Here is a 17,453-nt window from a genome sequence, read left to right on the forward strand (position 1 = left end):
GCTCAGCCCTGCGCACGACCGGTGCGAAGGGGGAGGTGCATGACGTGCAGCCCGACGAGACCGTGCGTCGGGTGGCGGAAGGCCTCCGGCACGGTCCCGACGACCTCGAAGCCCAGCGAGCGCCACAGCGCGACCGCCGCAGCGTTGGTCTCCACGACGGCGTTGAACTGGATCGCGTGGAAGCCGCGCTCGCGGTGCCACGCGACGACGTGCTCGCCGAGCGCCCGGCCGACCCCCAGACCCCGCGCGCTGCTCGCGACCATGAAGGACGCCGTGCCCACGTGGTCGCCGTGGCCGGGCCGGTTCGGGCCCATCTTCGCCGTGCCGAGCACCGACCCGTCGTCGTCGAGGGCCACGACGCTCTCGCCGGGCGGGGCCTCGAGCCACAGCTGCTGGGCCTGCTCGCTCGTGAGGTCGAGGGGGTAGGCGTAGGTCTCGCCGGCCTGCACGACCTCGGCGACGACCGGCCAGATCTGGGGCCAGTCCTGCGCGGTGGCGGTGCGGATGTGGATCGTCACGGCGGCGAGGATATCGAGCGCTAACCTAGGGCCGGTGCCCTCCCTGACCGACCTGCTCAACGCCGCCGTCGACGGGGTCGGCGGCAGCACCCGCCCAGGTCAGGTCGAGATGGCCCAGGCCGTCGAGCGGGCGGTGACGACGGGCGAGCACCTGCTCGTCCAGGCCGGCACCGGCACCGGCAAGTCGCTGGCCTACCTCGTGCCCGCGATCGCCCACGCGATGCGCAGCGGGCGGCCCGCGGTCGTCGCGACCGCGACCCTCGCCCTGCAGGCGCAGATCGTCGACCGCGACATGCCCCGGCTCGCCGACGCGCTCACCGGGCCGCTCGGCCGGCGCCCGACGTACGCCCTCGTCAAGGGCCGCCGCAACTACGTCTGCCAGCACAAGCTCGTCGGCGGCTTCCCCGACGACGAGGACGGGCTCCTCGACGTCGGCGAGGTCGACGCGGCGGCCGGCCGGCTCGGCCAGGAGGTCGTGCGGCTGCGCGAGTGGGCCGAGCAGACCGAGTCCGGTGACCGTGATGAGCTCGTGCCCGGTGTCTCGGAGCGGGCCTGGCGGCAGGTGTCGGTGAGCGCGGACGAGTGCCTCGGCAGCAAGTGCCCGGAGTTCGGCGACTGCTTCGTCGAGCGCTCGCGCACGGCGGCCAAGGAGGTCGACGTCGTGGTCACCAACCACTCCTTCATGGCCATCGACGCCTTCGAGGGGCGCCACCTGCTGCCGCCGCACGACGTGCTCGTCGTCGACGAGGCCCACGAGCTCGTCGACCGCGTCACCTCGACGATCACCGACGACATCACCCCGGGCGCGGTCCGCGGCGCGAGCAAGCGTGCCGGGCGCCTCGTCCAGTCCACCGAGGAGCTCGACGACCTCGCGGTGGCGCTCGAGGCCCAGCTCGAGGACGTGCCGGAGGGCCGGCTGCGCGGGGGCATGCCCGACGCGCTGGCGCTCACGGTCTCGCGGCTGCGCGAGGTCACCCGCACCCTGCTCACCGAGCTCAAGCCGGAGAAGGGCGCCGAGGTCGACGGGGGCCGGCAGATCGCCATGGCCGCGATGGAGGACCTCTTCGACACCGCGGGCCGTGTGCTCGAGGAGCGCGAGCTCGACGTGCTGTGGGTGAGCAAGGACCCCCGGCGCGGTCCCGTCCTGCGGGTCGCGCCGATGAGCGTGGCGATGCTCGTCCGGGACAAGGTCTTCGAGGACGACTCGACCGACGAGGACGGCAACCGCACCGACCGCACGGTCGTGCTCACGTCGGCGACCCTCGAGCTCGGCGGCACCTTCGACGCGGTCGCCGGCACCCTCGGGCTGCGCGGGGACGGCGCACCGCCGTGGCGCGGCCTGGACGTCGGGTCCCCCTTCGCCTACCCCGAGCAGGCGATCGCCTACGTCGCCGAGCACCTGCCCGCGCCCGGTCGTGACGGGCTCGCCCCGCAGACCCTCGACGAGATCGAAGAGCTCGTGCGGGCGGCCGGCGGGCGCACCCTCGGTCTCTTCTCCTCGATGCGCGCCGCCCGCGAGGCCGCCGAGGCGATGCGCGAGCGGCTGGGCGGCGAGATGGAGGTGCTCTGCCAGGGCGAGGACCAGATCACCACGCTCGTGCGGCAGTTCGCCGCCGAGCCGACGACCTGCCTCTTCGGCACGCTCACGCTCTGGCAGGGCGTCGACGTGCCCGGCTCGAGCTGCCAGCTCGTGCTCATCGACCGCATCCCCTTCCCGCGGCCCGACGACCCGCTGTCATCCGCGCGCACCGAGGAGATCGGGCGGCGCGGCGGCAACGGCTTCATGGCGGTGTCGGCGACCCACGCCGCGCTGCGGCTCTCGCAGGGCGCGGGTCGGCTCGTGCGGCGCTCCGACGACCGCGGGGTCGTCGCCTTCCTCGACAACCGCATGGTCAAGGCGCGCTACGCCGGCTTCCTGCAGCGCTCGCTGCCGCCCTTCTGGCCCACGACCGACAAGTCCCTCGTGCTCGGCGCCCTGCGCCGCCTCGACGAGACCGCACCGCCCCCGGTGGCCGTCGCCGACCCCGCCCGACGCGGCCTGACCGGCGCCGTCGTCGAGGGAGCCGTCGCCGCCAGCCGGGACGAGGACGGGGCGGAGCACCCGCGACCGGTGTCGGCCCCCGGTGCGAAGGTGTCCCGGTGACCGATCTCGTCGACGTCCGCTCCGGCGTCCCGCCCCTCGTGCTCGTCACGGGCCCCGAGGAGCTGCTCGCCGAGCGCGCCGTCGACCAGGTGCTCGCCGACCTGCGCGTCGCCTCCCCGGAGATCGAGCTCGTGGCCGTCGAGACCGCCGGCTACGAGGCGGGCGCGCTCGCGATGCACGCGAGCCCGTCGCTCTTCGGCGAGGACAAGGCCATCGTCGTGCGCGGGCTGCACGAGGCCTCCGACGCGCTGCAGCAGGACGTCCTGGCCTACCTCGAGCACCCGGCCGAGGACGTGACGCTCGTCGTGCTGCACTCCTCGGGCAACCGGGGCAAGAAGGTCCTCGACACGATGAAGAAGTCGCGCGCGCGCGTCGTCGAGTGCCCCGCGATCAAGTCCGACCGCGACAAGGCCGACTTCGTCACCGGCGAGTTCCGCCGGGCCCGGCGCAAGATCGCCCCGGACGCCGTCCAGGCCCTTGTCGAGGCCGTGGGCAAGGACCTGCGCGAGCTCGCCTCGGCGTGCACCCAGCTCGTCGACGACACGACCGGTGTCGTCGACCACGACGTCGTCGACCGCTACCACGGGGGCAAGGTCGAGGCCACGGGCTTCCGCGTGGCCGACGCGGCCGTGACCGGCGAGGCCGGTGAGGCGCTGCGGCTGCTGCGTCATGCCGTGGCCGTCGGGGTCGACCCGGTCCCGATCGTCGCCGTCCTCGCCGGCCAGCTGCGCCAGCTGGCCAAGGTCGGGGGAGCGGGGCGCGGCCGGTCGGCCGACCTCGCCCGTGACCTCGGCATGGCCCCGTGGCAGGTCGACAAGGCCCGCCGCGCGCTGCGCGGGTGGTCGGGGCCGGCCCTCGGGCGGGCCATCCAGGCCGTCGCCGCGGCCGACGAGGAGGTCAAGGGCGGGGGGCGCGACCCGGTCTACGCCGTCGAGCACGCGGTGCTCACCGTCGTGCGCGAGCACGAGTCCGGCTGACCGGTTTTGCCCGGCACGACCGCCCGCTGATATCGTCGATCCTTGCGTGCGCGCTGCGGTCGTGCGCGCAACGCAGCACCACCCAGGGCGTCTCTCCCAACGGTCTCCCCACGCCGGTCCCGAGACGTCCTGCCGCCCTCAACGGCACATCATCGACCTCTAGGAAGACATACACGTGGCAAACATCAAGTCCCAGATCAAGCGGATCAAGACCAACGCGGCCCGCACCGAGCGCAACCGTGCGCACAAGTCGGAGCTGCGCACCTCGATCCGCAAGGTCCGTGAGGCTGTCGCCGCCGGCGACGCGACCGCTGCGGGCACCGCCCTGCAGGCCGCCTCGAAGCGCCTCGACAAGGCCGTCAGCAAGGGCGTCATCCACGCCAACCAGGCGGCCAACAAGAAGTCGGCCCTGGCGAAGAAGGTCAACGCGCTGTCCAAGTGACCCGCGCCTGACCCGCGAAGGGGGCCCGTACCGTCTCGACGGTGCGGGCCCCCTTCGCGTGCCCGGGGTGCCCTCCTGGGCTCGCTCAGACCGGGTCGTCGTCGTAGGGCTCGCCGCGACGCACGGCCTCGAGGGCGACGAGGACGGCGTCGTAGACCGCGCGGTCGACGGACCCACCGGCACGCCGGACCTGTGCGGGGTCGAGCCGCACGACGCGGTCGAGACGGGCCTCGCTGCGCCGACGGCGGCGGTCCCAGTCGCCGGAGCCGACGTCGATCCACTGCCGCCCTGCGCGGCGCTCCTGGGTCTCGTCGAGGTCGTGGTCCTGGCTCGTCATGGGCAGCCCGAGCAGCCACGGCCCGTCGGCCCCGATGACGAGCGCAGGCCGGTCCTTGCCCCGCCGGTGGTCCTCCTCGAAGGGCACCCACGCCCACACGACCTCGCCCGCGCCCACCGAGCCGGTCGGGGTGGCGAAGGGGGAGCCCGCCTCGCCCGAGAAGTCGCCGGGGTAGGCCCGCCCAGGCGGGGCCGTCGGCGGGGGAGCCGACGGCGGGGTCGACGGCGCGGTCGACGTCGAGGCGGTGCTCGGCCGCGGCGTCGTGCGCAGCAGCCGGCGCACGAGCGAGCGCAGCATGTCTGCGAGGTTACGCAGCCGGGCCTGCCGGTGGTGTCGTCGGCGGCCCCCACGACGGGGCCTGCCCGGGGGGCTGCGGGGTGGGGCCGCCCTGCGGCGTCGTGGGCGGGGTCGGCCGGGCCTCGGGCATGCCGATCTGCGGTGCACCGATCGCCGCCAGGCGCTGCGAGGGGTGCGTCCCGCCCGCGACGGCGGCGTTCGGCGGGAGGGTGCCCACGTAGGGGCTCACCGGCGGCGGGCCCCAGCGGTCCGGCCGCGGGCGCCACAGCAGCCGCCCACGCTGGGTGCGGTCGCGCAGCGCGTGCCCGCGCCACAGCAGCACCGGGTGCGAGGCGATGGCGTTGGCCCACCACACGAAGAAGCCGCGCTCGTCACCGACCCGCCCGAAGTACTGCGTCGTGTCGACGGAAGCGTTGAGGTACTTGCCGGCGCCGAGGGTGGCCATCGCGCCCATCGCTCCCTGCGGGCACAGGTGGTACCCGTAATTGTCCGACGTGTACTCCTGGCTGCGTGACAGGACCGGCCCCACGAGCGGGAAGTAGGCCGAGGCGAAGGTGCCCAGCTGACGCCAGTACGACGTGTGCCCGGCGGCGATGTGGCCGAGCTCGTGGCCGATGATGAAGCGCAGCGAGTCCGGCTGACGCGCGCGCCCACCCACCTCGAAGAGGTCGGAGTACACGACGACGAAGCGGCGGAAGCCGTGCCCGGAGGCGAAGGCGTTGATGAGCCCGTTGCCCCCGACGACGTAGGCCCGCGGCGGCTCCTCGAGCCCGAAGGTCGCCGACGCCTCCACGAGGATCTCGTAGGCCTCGGGGTACTGCGTCGGGGTGATCTGCACGCCGCGCAGGCGGATCTGCGCGAAGAGCAGGCCACGGGCGAACCACACGAGTACCGGGGCGAGCACGAGGATCACGGCGTAGGTGCTCGGCTCGCGCCGGTCACCGATCGCCTGCACGATCTCGAAGATCGCGAAACCCAGGTAGATCAGCGAGGCGACGACCGCCACGACGAGGCAGAGGATCTCCAGCGGGTGGCGCACCCCGCGCCGCACCGCGAGACGCTGGCCGTGCCGGGGACCGCGGGGGTCGGCGGGGCCGCGCGGCCGTCGTCCGGCGGGCGGGTAGGCGGCCGGGGGAGTCCCCGGCGCGGGTGGCCACTGCGAGCTCATCGGGATTCCCCTGTCGTCGGCGGCCGGTGTCAGGCCGCTCCGGGCAGGATCATCGCAGCCACCCCAGGTGGTCGCGGGCCAGGGTGTACCCCACGAAGGCGACGACGTCGAGCAGCGTGTGCGCGACGACGAGCGGGCCGACCCGTCGGGTGCGGGTGTAGAGCCAGCCGAAGAGCAGTCCCATGACGACGTTGCCGACGAAGCCGCCGAAGCCCTGGTAGAGGTGATAGCTGCCCCGGACGAGCGCGCTGACGACGATCACCCGCCACCGGCCCCACCCCGCCTGGGTCCACCGGGTGAAGAGGTAGCCGACCATGACGACCTCCTCGAGCACGGCGTTCTGCAGCGCGGCGAGGACGAGTACCGGCACGGCCCACCACACCGGCGCGAGGTCCGCGGCGGCCACCGTCGTGTTGATGCCGAGCGCCCGCGACCCGAGGTACCAGGCGAGCCCGGGGATGCCGACGGCAGCGGTGAGCAGGACGCCGCGCAGCAGGTCGCTGCCCGGGCGGCGCAGGTCGGCGCCGATCCGGTGCGGCGCGTCCCGGTCCTCCCGGGTGAGCAGGTGCAGCGCGAGCAGGGCGGGCACCACGCCGAGCCCGACGCCGACGAGCTGGTGGACGAGGTCGAGCCACGGCCGGTCGGGGTAGGCCGAGGAGTTCATCGTCGTCGTCACCCCCGACAGCCCGCCCTGGGTGAGCAGCGAGACGATGCGCAGGAGCGACCAGATGGCGCTGGCGCCGAGCGAGACGAGCAGGACGAGCGCGGTCTCGGCGAGGAGGGTGCGACGGCCGAAGGGGGAGGGGGGCACCCCGTCGACGGCGGGCTCGGCGGCTGCGGTCACGGGCGCGAGCCTAGGTCGCGTTCTCGTGGGTCGGCTGGGAGGTGCGATGATGAGCGCTGATCCATCGCCGCCCATCGACGAGGTTGAGTCTCCCCCGTGTCACCCATGGCCACGAAGGCGCTGCAGCCGCACGCGACCCCGCCGCAGCAGATCCGCAACTTCTGCATCATCGCCCACATCGACCACGGCAAGTCCACCCTGGCCGACCGCATGCTGCAGATCACCGGCGTCGTCGAGGCGCGGCAGATGCGCGCGCAGTACCTCGACCGCATGGACATCGAGCGCGAGCGCGGCATCACGATCAAGAGCCAGGCCGTGCGCATGCCCTGGGAGCTCGAGGGCCAGACCTACTGCCTCAACATGATCGACACCCCCGGGCACGTCGACTTCACCTACGAGGTCTCGCGCAGCCTCGCCGCGTGCGAGGGCGCCGTCCTGCTCGTCGACGCCGCGCAGGGCATCGAGGCGCAGACCCTGGCCAACCTCTACCTGGCCATGGAGAACGAGCTGACGATCATCCCGGTGCTCAACAAGATCGACCTGCCGGCCGCTCAGCCCGAGAAGTACGCCGCCGAGCTCGCCGGCCTCATCGGCTGCGACCCCGAGGACGTGCTCAAGGTCTCGGGCAAGACGGGCGAAGGGGTCGAGGCCCTCCTCGACCGCGTCGTCGGCGACCTGCCCGCGCCGGTGGGCGACCCCGATGCCCCGGCCCGAGCGATGATCTTCGACTCCGTCTACGACACCTACCGCGGGGTCGTCACCTACGTCCGCGTCGTCGACGGCAACCTCAACCCCCGCGAGCGCATCGCGATGATGAGCACGAAGGCGACGCACGAGCTGCTGGAGATCGGCGTCATCAGCCCCGAGCCCAAGCCCTCGAACGGCCTGGGCGTCGGCGAGGTCGGCTACCTCATCACCGGGGTCAAGGACGTGCGCCAGTCCAAGGTCGGCGACACGGTGACGAACATGGCCAAGCCGGCCACCGACGCCATCGGCGGCTACAAGGACCCCAAGCCGATGGTCTTCTCCGGTCTGTACCCGATCGACGGCTCGGACTACCCCGACCTGCGCGACGCGCTCGACAAGCTCAAGCTCAACGACGCGGCGCTCGTCTACGAGCCGGAGACCTCCGCGGCGCTCGGCTTCGGCTTCCGCGTCGGCTTCCTCGGCCTGCTCCACCTCGAGATCGTCCGCGAGCGCCTCGAGCGCGAGTTCGACCTCGACCTCATCTCGACCCAGCCCAACGTCGTCTACCAGGTGACGATGGACGACGGCACCGAGATCGAGGTGACCAACCCCAGCGAGTTCCCCTACGGCAAGGTCGCCGAGGTCCGCGAGCCCGTCGTCAAGGCGACGATCCTTGCCCCGAGCGAGTTCATCGGCGCGATCATGGAGCTGTGCCAGGGCAAGCGCGGCCAGCTCGGCGGCATGGACTACCTCTCCGAGGACCGCGTCGAGATGCGCTACACCCTGCCGCTCGCGGAGATCGTCTTCGACTTCTTCGACCAGCTGAAGTCCAAGACCCGCGGCTACGCCTCGCTGGACTACCAGGAGGCCGGCGACCAGGCGGCCGACCTCGTCAAGGTCGACATCCTCCTCCAGGGCGAGGGCGTCGACGCCTTCAGCGCCGTCGTCCACAAGGACAAGGCCTACTCCTACGGCACGATGATGGCCGGCAAGCTCAAGGACCTCATCCCGCGCCAGCAGTTCGAGGTGCCGATCCAGGCCGCCATCGGCGCCCGGGTCATCGCCCGCGAGACGATCCGCGCGATCCGCAAGGACGTGCTCGCCAAGTGCTACGGCGGCGACATCTCGCGCAAGCGCAAGCTGCTCGAGAAGCAGAAGGCGGGCAAGAAGCGGATGAAGAACATCGGCAGCGTCGAGGTGCCGCCGGAGGCCTTCGTCGCCGCGCTGTCCTCCGACGAGCCGACGAAGGACAAGGCGAAGAAGTAGCCGCCGGGCGAGCACGTAGGGTGCCCCCGTGGCCCAGCAGACCTACGCCCTCTACCGACGCCTGACCCGCTACCCGGGAGGCACACGGCTCTTCTCGCTCGCGTACGCCCGGTTCGCCCCGTACTTCTGGACGGTGCGTCCGCAGGTACGCGAGGTGCGTCCGCACCGGGCCGAGCTGACGATCAAGAACCGCCGCCGGGTGCACAACCACATCGGCACCCTGCACGCGATCGCCGTGTGCAACGGGCTCGAGGCGGCGATGGGTCTCGTCGCCGAGGCGACCTGCCCGGACCACCAGCGGTGGCTCCCGCGCGGCCTGCAGGTCGAGTACCTGCAGAAGTCGACGACCGACCTGCTGTGCGTCGCCGAGACCTCGCCCTCGGACTGGGAGCGCGAGGCCCCCTTCGACATCGACGTGCGGGTCAAGGCCGTGCGCACCGACGGCGTCGTCGTCGTGCAGGGCGTCATCCCGATCTACGTCTCGGACAGGCCCGCGAAGGGGTGACCCTCCCGGTCGTCGGGGCGCTCAGTCGCGCAGGCGGGCGGCCAGCCGCTGGATCTGCTCGGCGCTCCACCCCTGGTCGCGCAACCACGCCCGCGCCCCGCCGTGCTCCGCGACGGAGTCGAGCAGACCGGTGATGGCCTCCGGCACCGGCTCCTGCTCGCTCATCGGCCGGTCGCGCAGGCGGCTGTAGAAGCCGGTGCCCTGGAGCCGCTCGATGATCCGGGGCAGGCGCTCGGCGGTGAGCACGTAGTCGGCGACGATCTCCTCGTCCGGCACGCCCGCGACGGACAGGGCGAGCGCGACGACCGTGCCCGTGCGGTCCTTGCCCGCCGCGCAGTGCACGAGCGCCGCCCCCTTCGCGTCGGCGACCCGGCCGAGAGCCCCGGCGACCGAGTCGGGCCGGTGCTCGAGGTAGCCGCGGTAGTGGGCGCTCCAGTAGGAGGCGTCCTTGACCGGCTGCTCCTCCTCGCGCAGGACCATGAGGTCGCGCAGGTCACCGCCGACGGTGCGGAAGAAGGTGTGGTGGTGGTGGGCGACGGCCGTGCGCCGCAGCGGCCCCGGGCCGGTCTCGTCCAGCTCGTCGTGGGTGCGCAGGTCGACGACGTCGGTGACGCCGAGCACGTCGACGACGTGCGCCACGTCGCTCTCGGTGAGGTCCTGGAGGTTGTCGCTGCGGATGAGGCGACGCTCGCGCAGGCGCCCGCCGTCCCGGGTCGGCAGACCGCCCACGTCTCGCATGTTGACGACACCGTCGAGCTCGATCCAGCGGGGCTGCGTCATGCCGCCACCCTACGGGGGGAGCGCGCCGCGCCCTCAGGCCGGCAGGCCGCCCCGGGGACGGGCCGCGGCTAGCCCGTGGCCCGTCCCGCCCGCTCGGCGAGCAGGGCGAGACGGCGCAGCGCCTCGCGGTTGCGCAGCACGATGCCGAGCTGGCGCGCTGGTGCGGGGAGGAGGAGCGAGGGGCCGCTCTCGGCGTCCTCGCGGATCTCGACCCGGGTGCCCTGGGCCTGCGGGTGGAGGGTGATCTCGACGCGTGCCGCGCCGATGGGCATGGCACGAGCACGCAGGACGAGGCGGCGGCCGGGGTCGACCTCTCGCACGGACGTCTCGTCGTCGAGCATCCAGGGCCAGCTGCCGACGGAGTGGTGGAGCCGGGCACCTGCTCCTGGCCACCCGGGGGTGACCGCCCGCATGCGTGACGCGCCGACGACCCAGCCCGGGTAGGTCCACCCGTCGGCGAGCACCGACCAGACGGCGTCCGGCCGGGCGGGTGTCCAGCGGCTGACCGTCCTCATCTGCCGACCGTAGGTCGCCCGGCCCGGGGTGCGGACCACCCGCAGGGGCGAGCGGGGGCGCGAGCACCGGCCGCGGTGGGGGACGATGGACCCCGTGCCACAGCTCCCCGACGGCGACCCCGCGCCCCGCGACGGCCGGCTGCCCGACGCCAGTGCCGAGGCGGTCGGGCGGCGCGCGCTCGCGATGTACGTCCACGTGCCCTTCTGCGCGGTGCGCTGCGGGTACTGCGACTTCAACACCTACACCGCCTCCGAGCTCGGCGGCCAGGACGGCCCGCCCGGGTCGAGCCGGGCCACCTTCGCGCAGGGCGCGCTGCGCGAGCTCGACCTCGCCCGCGACGTGCTCGGCTCGGCAGGTGCTGCGCCGGGTCCGGTGAGCACGGTCTTCCTGGGCGGGGGGACCCCGACCCTGCTGCCGTCGGCGGATCTCGTCGTCGTGCTCGACGGCATCCGCGAGCGCTTCGGGCTCGCTGCTGACGCCGAGGTGACGACCGAGGCGAACCCGGACTCGGTCACCCCTTCGTCCCTCGCCGAGCTCGCCCGCGGCGGGGTCACCCGGGTCTCGGTCGGCATGCAGTCGGTCCGTCCCGGCGTGCTGAAGACCCTCGACCGCACGCACGACCCCGAGGGCGTCGCCCGGGCCGTCGCGGGCGCGCGCGACGCGGGTCTCGCGGTGAGCCTCGACCTCATCTACGGCACCCCGGGGGAGACCCTCGAGGACTGGCGCGCCTCGCTCGAGGCCGCGCTCGCCCTCGAGCCCGACCACGTCTCGGCCTACGCCCTCACCGTCGAGGACGGCACGAGGCTCGCCGCGCGCGTGCGCCGCGGCGAGCTGCCCCTGCCGACCGGTGACGACGAGGCCGACAAGTACGAGCTCGCCGACGAGCTGCTCGCCGGCGCGGGCTACGACTGGTACGAGATCAGCAACTGGGCGCGCACGCCGCAGGACCGCTGCCGGCACAACCTCGCCTACTGGCGCGGCGACGACTGGTGGGGCGTCGGGCCCGGTGCCCACAGCCACGTCGCCGGCACGCGGTGGTGGAACGTCAAGCACCCCGCCGCGTGGGCCGGGCGCCTCGACGACGGCTCCTCGCCCGCGGCGGCCCGCGAGGTGCTCACCGACGCGCAGCGCGCCGACGAGGAGCTCCTCCTCGGGGTGCGGCTCGTCGACGGGGTCGCGACGAGCGCGCTCGAGCCCGGCGCCCGACGTGCCGTCGCGGGTCTCGTCGCGAGCGGCCTCGTCGACGGCCGGGCCGCGGTCGGCGGTCGCGTCGTGCTCACCCGCCGGGGCCGGCTGCTCGCCGACACCGTCGTGCACACGCTGCTCGGGGGAGCGGCGTGAGCGAGCAGCAGGAGCTCATCGCCCAGGTGCTGCGCAGCATCGACCTTCTCGGCGTGGTCACCAACGCCCTGCTCGGTGCGGCGGTGGCTCGCCAGTTCAACCTCGACCCCGTCGGCTTCGCGATCATCTCGATGATCTCGGCGCTGGGCGGCGGGGCGATCCGCGACGTGCTGCTCAACCAGACCCCGATCGCGCTCACCGACGGGGCCTATCTGGGGTGCGCGCTCGTCGCGTCGGGGCTGGCCTTCCTCGTCCGCTTCGAGGGGCGGCGATGGCGTCAGGTCTTCCCCTACGTCGACGCGCTGGCGCTCGGGGCATGGGCGGTCGCCGGCACGCAGAAGGCGCTGCTCACCGGCATCAGCCCGCTGCCCGCGGTCCTGCTCGGCGTGCTCACCGCGGTCGGCGGTGGGGCAGTGCGCGACGTCATGCTCGGCCAGGTGCCGAGCATCTTCCGCCGCTCGGAGCTCTACGCGACGGCTGCGCTCGCCGGCGCCCTGGTCTACCTCTTCCTGCGCGAGGTGGTCGGGCCCTACTCCGCCCCCGGCGGGGTGCTCGTCGGTGCCGGGGTGTGCCTGCTGGCCCGCCGTCTGGGATGGGTCCTGCCGACCGAGCCCGCGATCCTCGTGCCCCAGATCCGGGGCAAGGCGATCAACCGCTTCCGGCGGCGCGGCTGACCCCTTCGCCCGCGGTGTCTGTTATGCATAGGGCGCACCGTCGCCCCCGTGGCGTGGTGCACTCACCCACGACCAGGAGGACACCACGCCCATGAGCACCCAGCGCACCGCCGTCGTCACCGGAGCCGCCCGCGGCATCGGACGGGCCGTCGCCGTCCGTCTCGCGGCCGACGGGCACCAGGTCGCCGTCGTCGACCTCGACGAGAGCGCCTGCGCCGGCACCGTCGAGGAGATCACCGCGGCCGGCGGCCGGGCGATCGCCGTCGGCGCCGACGTCTCCGACGAGGCCCAGGTGGCCGCCGCCGTCGAGCGCATCGCCGCCGAGCTCGGCGCGCCGACCGTGCTCGTCAACAACGCGGGCATCATCCGCGACAACCTGCTCTTCAAGATGACCCTCGACGACTGGGACGCCGTCATGGGCGTGCACCTGCGCGGTGCCTTCCTCATGACCAAGGCGTGCCAGGCGTACATGACGCAGGAGAAGCACGGCCGCGTCGTCAACCTCTCGTCGACCTCGGCGCTGGGCAACCGCGGTCAGGCCAACTACGCGGCCGCCAAGGCCGGCATGCAGGGCTTCACCAAGACCCTCGCCATCGAGCTCGGCAAGTTCGGCGTCACCGCCAACGCCATCGCCCCGGGCTTCATCCAGACCGAGATGACGGCGGCCACCGCCGAGCGCGTCGGCGTCCCCTTCGAGGACTTCATCGCGTACTCGGCCAAGGAGATCCCCGTCCAGCGCGTCGGCCAGCCCGAGGACATCGCCGCGACGGCGTCCTTCCTGTGCTCCGACGAGGCCGGCTTCGTCTCGGGCCAGGTCATCTACGTCGCCGGGGGCCCACGGGACTGACCCGAGTCACAAGATTCTCGGGTGACCCGAGAAACCCCGGCTTCGCATGAGTTTCTTACTCATGCGAACCCGGGGTTTATCGGGTCACCCGATAAACCGGCTCAGGCGTCAGGGGCGGTGACGAAGTCGATGAGCTCCTCGACTCGCCCCAGCAGCGAGGGCTCGAGGTCGGCGTAGCTGCGCACGGTGCCGAGGATCTGCTTCCACGCGCGGGCGATGTCGGCCTGGTCGTCGTGGGCCCAGCCGAGGTGGGCGCAGATCCCGCGCTTCCACTCCACGGAGCGGGGGATGGTCGGCCAGGCCTCCATCCCGAGACGCTGCGGTCGCACGGACTGCCAGACGTCGACGAAGGGGTGACCGAGGACGAGGACGTGGGGGGCGAAGGGGGAGATCCCCGACGCCTTCGCGACGATCCGCGACTCCTTGGAGCCGGGCACGAGGTGGTCGACGAGCACGCCCATCCGGCGCCCTGGTCCGGGCGCGAAGTCCCGGATCGCCCCGGCGAGGTCGTCGACGCCGTCGAGCATCTCGACGACGACGCCCTCGACGCGCAGGTCGTGGCCCCACACCTTCTCGACGAGCTCGGCGTCGTGACGCCCCTCGACGAAGATCCGCGACCCGCGGGCGACGCGCGCGGTGCGGTCGGCGACGGCCACTGAGCCCGAGGCGGTCCGGGCCGAGGCCTGCTGCTGCTGGGCCAGGGCGGCCCGCCCGGCCCCCTTCGGCGCGGTGAGGACGACCGGGGCGCCGTCGAGGTGGAAGCCCGGCCCGAGGGGGAAGGCCTTGACCGCCCCGCGTCGGTCCTCGAGGTGCACGACGTGCATGCCGCCGGCCTTCTCGACCCGCACGACCGCGCCCACCCAGCCGGTCTCGACGTCCTCGACGACGAGGTCGGGGGTCGCCTCGACCTCGCGGCTGCGGGGCTTGCCCGCGCTGCGCCAGTCGCCGGACAGGACGTCGGATCCGTAGCGGTCGCTCACGTCGGGCGAGGCTAGTCGGCCGCGGCGCCCGTGCTCGCCGCAACACGCGTGCGCGATTGGGGAATACCGTCCGCGCCCGTAGACTTGGCACTCAGTGCCCGAGAGTGCCAGGGCGGGGGAGCCCGCCTCGGCGGGCCGTACCGACCGGATGAGCGAAGGGAGAGCCCGTGAGCACCGAGCGACGCATGGCCGTCCTCTCCGCGATCGTCGAGGACTACGTCCACACGAGCGAGCCCGTCGGCTCGCGCGCGCTGCTCGAGCGCCACCAGCTCGGCGTGAGCGCCGCGACCGTGCGCAACGACATGGCCGCGCTCGAGGACGAGGGGCTCATCGTGGCCCCGCACACGAGCGCGGGCCGCATCCCGACGGACGCGGGCTACCGGACCTTCGTCGACCAGCTCTCGACGCTCAAGCCGATGTCGCGGGCCGAGCGATCCGCGATCGCGCAGTTCCTCGAGGGGGCCGACGCCCTCGACGAGGTGCTCGACCGCACCGTGCGCCTCCTCGCGACCCTCACCCGGCAGGTCGCCGTCGTCCAGTACCCCTCGCTCACCCGCAGCACGGTGCGCCACGTCGAGCTCGTACCGATGTCCTCGAGCCGTCTCATGGTCGTCGTCATCACCGGCAGCGGCCGGGTCGAGCAGCGGGTCATCACGACCGAGACCGACTACACGACGCCCGCGGGCGCCGACGAGCTCGCGACCGCCCGCACCCAGATCAACGCCGTCGTCACCGAGCGCCGGCTCGGCGAGGCGGTCACCGCCCTGCGCACCCTCGACGACGACGAGCGCACCCGCTCCAGCCTCACCGACGGGGTGCTCGCCGCCATCGAGGAGGCCGCCCGCGAGGAGAGCGCGAGCCGCGTCACCCTCGCCGGCACGGCCAACCTCGCGCGGACCCCCTCGGACTTCCCGCTCACCCTCGAGCCCGTGCTCGACGCCCTCGAGCAGCACGTCGTGCTGCTCCGCCTGCTCGGCACCCAGGCCGAGCAGACCGGTGAGGTCGCCGTGCGCATCGGCAGCGAGAACCCCGTCTCGGGCCTGCAGACGACCTCGGTCGTCTCGACCGGCTACGGCGCCGGCGACGAGCTCGTCGGTCATGTCGGCGTGCTCGGCCCGACCCGGATGAACTACCCGGCGACGATCAGCCAGGTTCGGGCCGTCGCCACCTATCTCTCCCGGATCATCACGACCGGCTGACGCCGGGCACCCCCTTCGTCCCCCGACCCCTGATCGACAGGACCCCCACCGCTGTGAACGACTACTACGCCGACCTGGGCGTCGACCGCTCCGCCACGCCGGAGGAGATCAAGCGCTCCTACCGCAAGCTCGCCCGCAAGCTGCACCCGGACGTCAACCCCGGCGAGGAGGCCGAGGATCAGTTCAAGCGCGTCAGCCAGGCCTACGACGTCCTCGGCGACGAGGACAAGCGCCGCCAGTACGACATGGGCTCCGACCCCTACGGCGGCGCGCACGAGGGCTTCGGCGCGGGCTTCTCCTTCAGCGACATCATGGAGCAGTTCTTCGGCCAGGCGGCCGGTGGTGGTCGCGGTCCGCGTCCGCGGCAGACCCGCGGCCAGGACGGTCTCGTCGCCCTGTCCGTCGACCTCGAGACCGCGGTCTTCGGCGGTACCCAGGACCTGACGATCGACACCGCCGAGCGCTGCAGCACGTGCTCCGGCGACGGCGCCCAGCCCGGCACGAGCCGCAAGGTCTGCGAGGTGTGCGGCGGTCGCGGCGAGGTCCAGATGGTCCAGCGCAGCTTCCTCGGCCAGGTCATGACGTCGCGCCCGTGCGCGGCCTGCCAGGGCTTCGGCGAGGTCATCCCGCACCCCTGCCACGAGTGCTCCGGCCAGGGCCGCGTGCGCACCCGCCGCACGATGAGCATCCGCATCCCCGCGGGCGTCGACACCGGCACGCGCATCCACCTCTCCGGCGAGGGCGAGGTCGGCATCGGCGGAGGTCCCGCCGGCGACCTCTTCGTCGAGCTGCGCGTCACCCCGCACCCGACCTTCACGCGTCAGGGCGACGACCTGCACGCCTCCGTCCAGCTGCCGATGACGGCCGCCGCGCTCGGCACGACGCTCAACTTCGCGACCTTCGACGGCGAGCGCCAGGTCGAGATCGCCCGGGGCACGCAGCCCGGCGACACGATCGTCCTCGAGGGGCTCGGCGTCACCCACCTGCGGGGCGGCGGCCGCGGCGACCTCGTCATCCACGCCGACGTGCGCACCCCCACCCGTCTGGACGCCGAGCAGGAGCAGCTGCTGCGCGACCTCGCCGTCGCCCGCGAGGAGACCGAGCCCAGCGGCCAGCTCGCCGACGTCGACTCCGGATTCATGGGCAAGCTGCGCCACGCCTTCAAGGGCCGCTGAGCCGATGACCGCGCCGCTCTTCCACGTCGAGCGGGGGAGCCTGCAGGACCTGGCCCCCGGCGCGCACGTCAGCGTCGGCGGCGCCGAGGCCAGGCACGCGGTCTCGGTGCGCCGGATCGCCCCGGGCGAGCAGGTCATCGTCGCCGACGGCGCCGGCCAGGCGGTCCTCGGCACGGTCGAGGCGGCCGACGCCGCCGAGCTCGTCGTGCGCGTGGAGGCCCGCCGTGACGAGCCGCAGCCGAGCCCTCGCCTCGTCCTCGTCCAGGCCCTGGCGAAGGGGGGCCGCGACGAGGACGCGGTCGAGGCCGCCACCGAGCTCGGCGTCGACGAGGTCGTGCCGTGGGAGTCCGAGCGCGCGATCGTGCGCTGGCGCGGCCCGAAGGTCGCCAAGTCGCACCAGAAGTGGGTCAACGTCGTCACGGCCGCGGCCAAGCAGTCCCGCCGCGCGCGCACCCCCGAGGTGGCCCAACCGGTCTCGACCAGGCAGCTCCTCGCGCGCGTTGAGCAGGGCGTCGTGGCGCTGGTCCTCCACGAGGACGCGACGACCCCGCTCGCCGCCGTCGAGCTGCCGGCCGACGGCGACGTGCTGCTCCTCGTCGGGCCCGAGGGCGGCATGAGCCCGGTCGAGGTCGACCAGCTCGTCGCCGCCGGCGCCACCCCCGTGCGGCTCGGGCCGGGCGTGCTGCGCGCCTCGACCGCCGGACCGGCCGCGATCGCGGTGCTCAGCGCCCGCGCGCGGTGGCGCTGACCCGGTCCC

General features: G+C 73.4%; 18 protein-coding genes. 11 read left to right on the top strand and 7 right to left on the bottom strand.

What is annotated here, in order from left to right:
* Positions 1-2 precede the first annotated feature (2 nt).
* Complete coding sequence (locus EEW87_RS02115; protein WP_318825903.1) at positions 3-518, bottom strand: GNAT family N-acetyltransferase; 516 nt, start codon at positions 516-518, stop codon at positions 3-5.
* Between EEW87_RS02115 and EEW87_RS02120 the strand changes: the two genes are divergently transcribed.
* The 3 genes from EEW87_RS02120 to rpsT all read left to right on the top strand — a co-directional run bounded on the left by EEW87_RS02120 (position 505) and on the right by rpsT (position 4,080).
* A complete protein-coding gene (locus tag EEW87_RS02120; RefSeq protein WP_123091510.1) occupies positions 505-2,661 on the top strand; it encodes an ATP-dependent DNA helicase in 2,157 nt (718 codons plus the stop codon). The genes EEW87_RS02115 and EEW87_RS02120 overlap by 14 nt on opposite strands.
* Positions 2,658-3,638 (top strand): DNA polymerase III subunit delta, encoded by a 981-nt coding sequence (gene holA, locus EEW87_RS02125; RefSeq protein WP_240341632.1) that lies wholly within the window; start codon positions 2,658-2,660, stop codon positions 3,636-3,638. The genes EEW87_RS02120 and holA overlap by 4 nt, the downstream gene beginning before the upstream one ends.
* A 175-nt stretch (positions 3,639-3,813) precedes the next feature.
* Positions 3,814-4,080, top strand: coding sequence for a 30S ribosomal protein S20 (gene rpsT, locus EEW87_RS02130; RefSeq protein ID WP_068273994.1), 267 nt, complete (start codon positions 3,814-3,816; stop codon positions 4,078-4,080).
* Positions 4,081-4,165: 85 nt separating this feature from the next.
* On the opposite strand, the gene EEW87_RS02135 is transcribed toward rpsT, so the two are convergent.
* Genes EEW87_RS02135 through EEW87_RS02145 form a run of 3 tightly spaced genes read right to left on the bottom strand, consistent with a single transcriptional unit; the run spans position 4,166 to position 6,726 of the window.
* Positions 4,166-4,714 (bottom strand): type II toxin-antitoxin system PemK/MazF family toxin, encoded by a 549-nt coding sequence (locus EEW87_RS02135; RefSeq protein WP_123090853.1) that lies wholly within the window; start codon positions 4,712-4,714, stop codon positions 4,166-4,168.
* Positions 4,715-4,724: 10 nt separating this feature from the next.
* Positions 4,725-5,882 (bottom strand): M48 family metallopeptidase, encoded by a 1,158-nt coding sequence (locus EEW87_RS02140; protein WP_192826130.1) that lies wholly within the window; start codon positions 5,880-5,882, stop codon positions 4,725-4,727.
* A gap of 49 nt (positions 5,883-5,931) precedes the next feature.
* Complete coding sequence (locus EEW87_RS02145; protein WP_236571980.1) at positions 5,932-6,726, bottom strand: CPBP family intramembrane glutamic endopeptidase; 795 nt, start codon at positions 6,724-6,726, stop codon at positions 5,932-5,934.
* A gap of 105 nt (positions 6,727-6,831) precedes the next feature.
* Here EEW87_RS02145 and lepA point away from each other — a divergent pair, with 105 nt between their 5' ends.
* Together lepA and EEW87_RS02155 are read left to right on the top strand one after the other, a co-directional pair.
* A complete protein-coding gene (gene lepA / locus EEW87_RS02150; RefSeq protein WP_068274000.1) occupies positions 6,832-8,679 on the top strand; it encodes a translation elongation factor 4 in 1,848 nt (615 codons plus the stop codon).
* 28 nt (positions 8,680-8,707) lie between these two features.
* Positions 8,708-9,184, top strand: coding sequence for a hotdog fold domain-containing protein (locus tag EEW87_RS02155; RefSeq protein WP_123090851.1), 477 nt, complete (start codon positions 8,708-8,710; stop codon positions 9,182-9,184).
* A 21-nt stretch (positions 9,185-9,205) separates the two neighbouring features.
* Here EEW87_RS02155 and EEW87_RS02160 read toward each other — a convergent pair whose 3' ends face one another.
* Positions 9,206-9,964, bottom strand: a complete 759-nt coding sequence (locus tag EEW87_RS02160; protein ID WP_123090850.1) for a tyrosine-protein phosphatase — start codon at positions 9,962-9,964, stop codon at positions 9,206-9,208.
* A 68-nt stretch (positions 9,965-10,032) separates the two neighbouring features.
* Entirely contained in the window at positions 10,033-10,479 is a 447-nt protein-coding gene (locus EEW87_RS02165; protein WP_123091508.1) for an SRPBCC family protein, read from the bottom strand.
* An 85-nt stretch (positions 10,480-10,564) separates the two neighbouring features.
* Between EEW87_RS02165 and hemW the strand changes: the two genes are divergently transcribed.
* The 3 genes from hemW to fabG all read left to right on the top strand — a co-directional run bounded on the left by hemW (position 10,565) and on the right by fabG (position 13,342).
* Complete coding sequence (hemW, locus tag EEW87_RS02170) at positions 10,565-11,821, top strand: radical SAM family heme chaperone HemW (protein ID WP_123090849.1); 1,257 nt, start codon at positions 10,565-10,567, stop codon at positions 11,819-11,821.
* On the top strand, positions 11,818-12,495 hold the full coding sequence (locus EEW87_RS02175) for a trimeric intracellular cation channel family protein (RefSeq protein WP_240341633.1): 678 nt from the start codon (positions 11,818-11,820) through the stop codon (positions 12,493-12,495). The genes hemW and EEW87_RS02175 overlap by 4 nt, the downstream gene beginning before the upstream one ends.
* Before the next feature lie 91 nt (positions 12,496-12,586).
* On the top strand, positions 12,587-13,342 hold the full coding sequence (gene fabG, locus EEW87_RS02180) for a 3-oxoacyl-ACP reductase FabG (RefSeq protein ID WP_123090848.1): 756 nt from the start codon (positions 12,587-12,589) through the stop codon (positions 13,340-13,342).
* 101 nt (positions 13,343-13,443) lie between these two features.
* Here fabG and EEW87_RS02185 read toward each other — a convergent pair whose 3' ends face one another.
* Positions 13,444-14,322, bottom strand: coding sequence for a DUF3097 domain-containing protein (locus EEW87_RS02185; protein ID WP_123090847.1), 879 nt, complete (start codon positions 14,320-14,322; stop codon positions 13,444-13,446).
* A gap of 167 nt (positions 14,323-14,489) precedes the next feature.
* Between EEW87_RS02185 and hrcA the strand changes: the two genes are divergently transcribed.
* The 3 genes from hrcA to EEW87_RS02200 are packed head-to-tail and all read left to right on the top strand — an operon-like array spanning position 14,490 to position 17,444.
* On the top strand, positions 14,490-15,521 hold the full coding sequence (gene hrcA / locus EEW87_RS02190; protein WP_123090846.1) for a heat-inducible transcriptional repressor HrcA: 1,032 nt from the start codon (positions 14,490-14,492) through the stop codon (positions 15,519-15,521).
* A gap of 53 nt (positions 15,522-15,574) precedes the next feature.
* Positions 15,575-16,696, top strand: a complete 1,122-nt coding sequence (gene dnaJ, locus EEW87_RS02195) for a molecular chaperone DnaJ (protein WP_123090845.1) — start codon at positions 15,575-15,577, stop codon at positions 16,694-16,696.
* Between the two features lie 4 nt (positions 16,697-16,700).
* Positions 16,701-17,444 (top strand): 16S rRNA (uracil(1498)-N(3))-methyltransferase, encoded by a 744-nt coding sequence (locus EEW87_RS02200; RefSeq protein ID WP_123090844.1) that lies wholly within the window; start codon positions 16,701-16,703, stop codon positions 17,442-17,444.
* Positions 17,445-17,453: the final 9 nt, after the last annotated feature.

Origin of the sequence: Janibacter melonis, from assembly GCF_003721155.3 — a bacterium.
In the GTDB taxonomy this organism is placed as follows: Bacteria; Actinomycetota; Actinomycetes; order Actinomycetales; family Dermatophilaceae; genus Marihabitans; species Marihabitans melonis.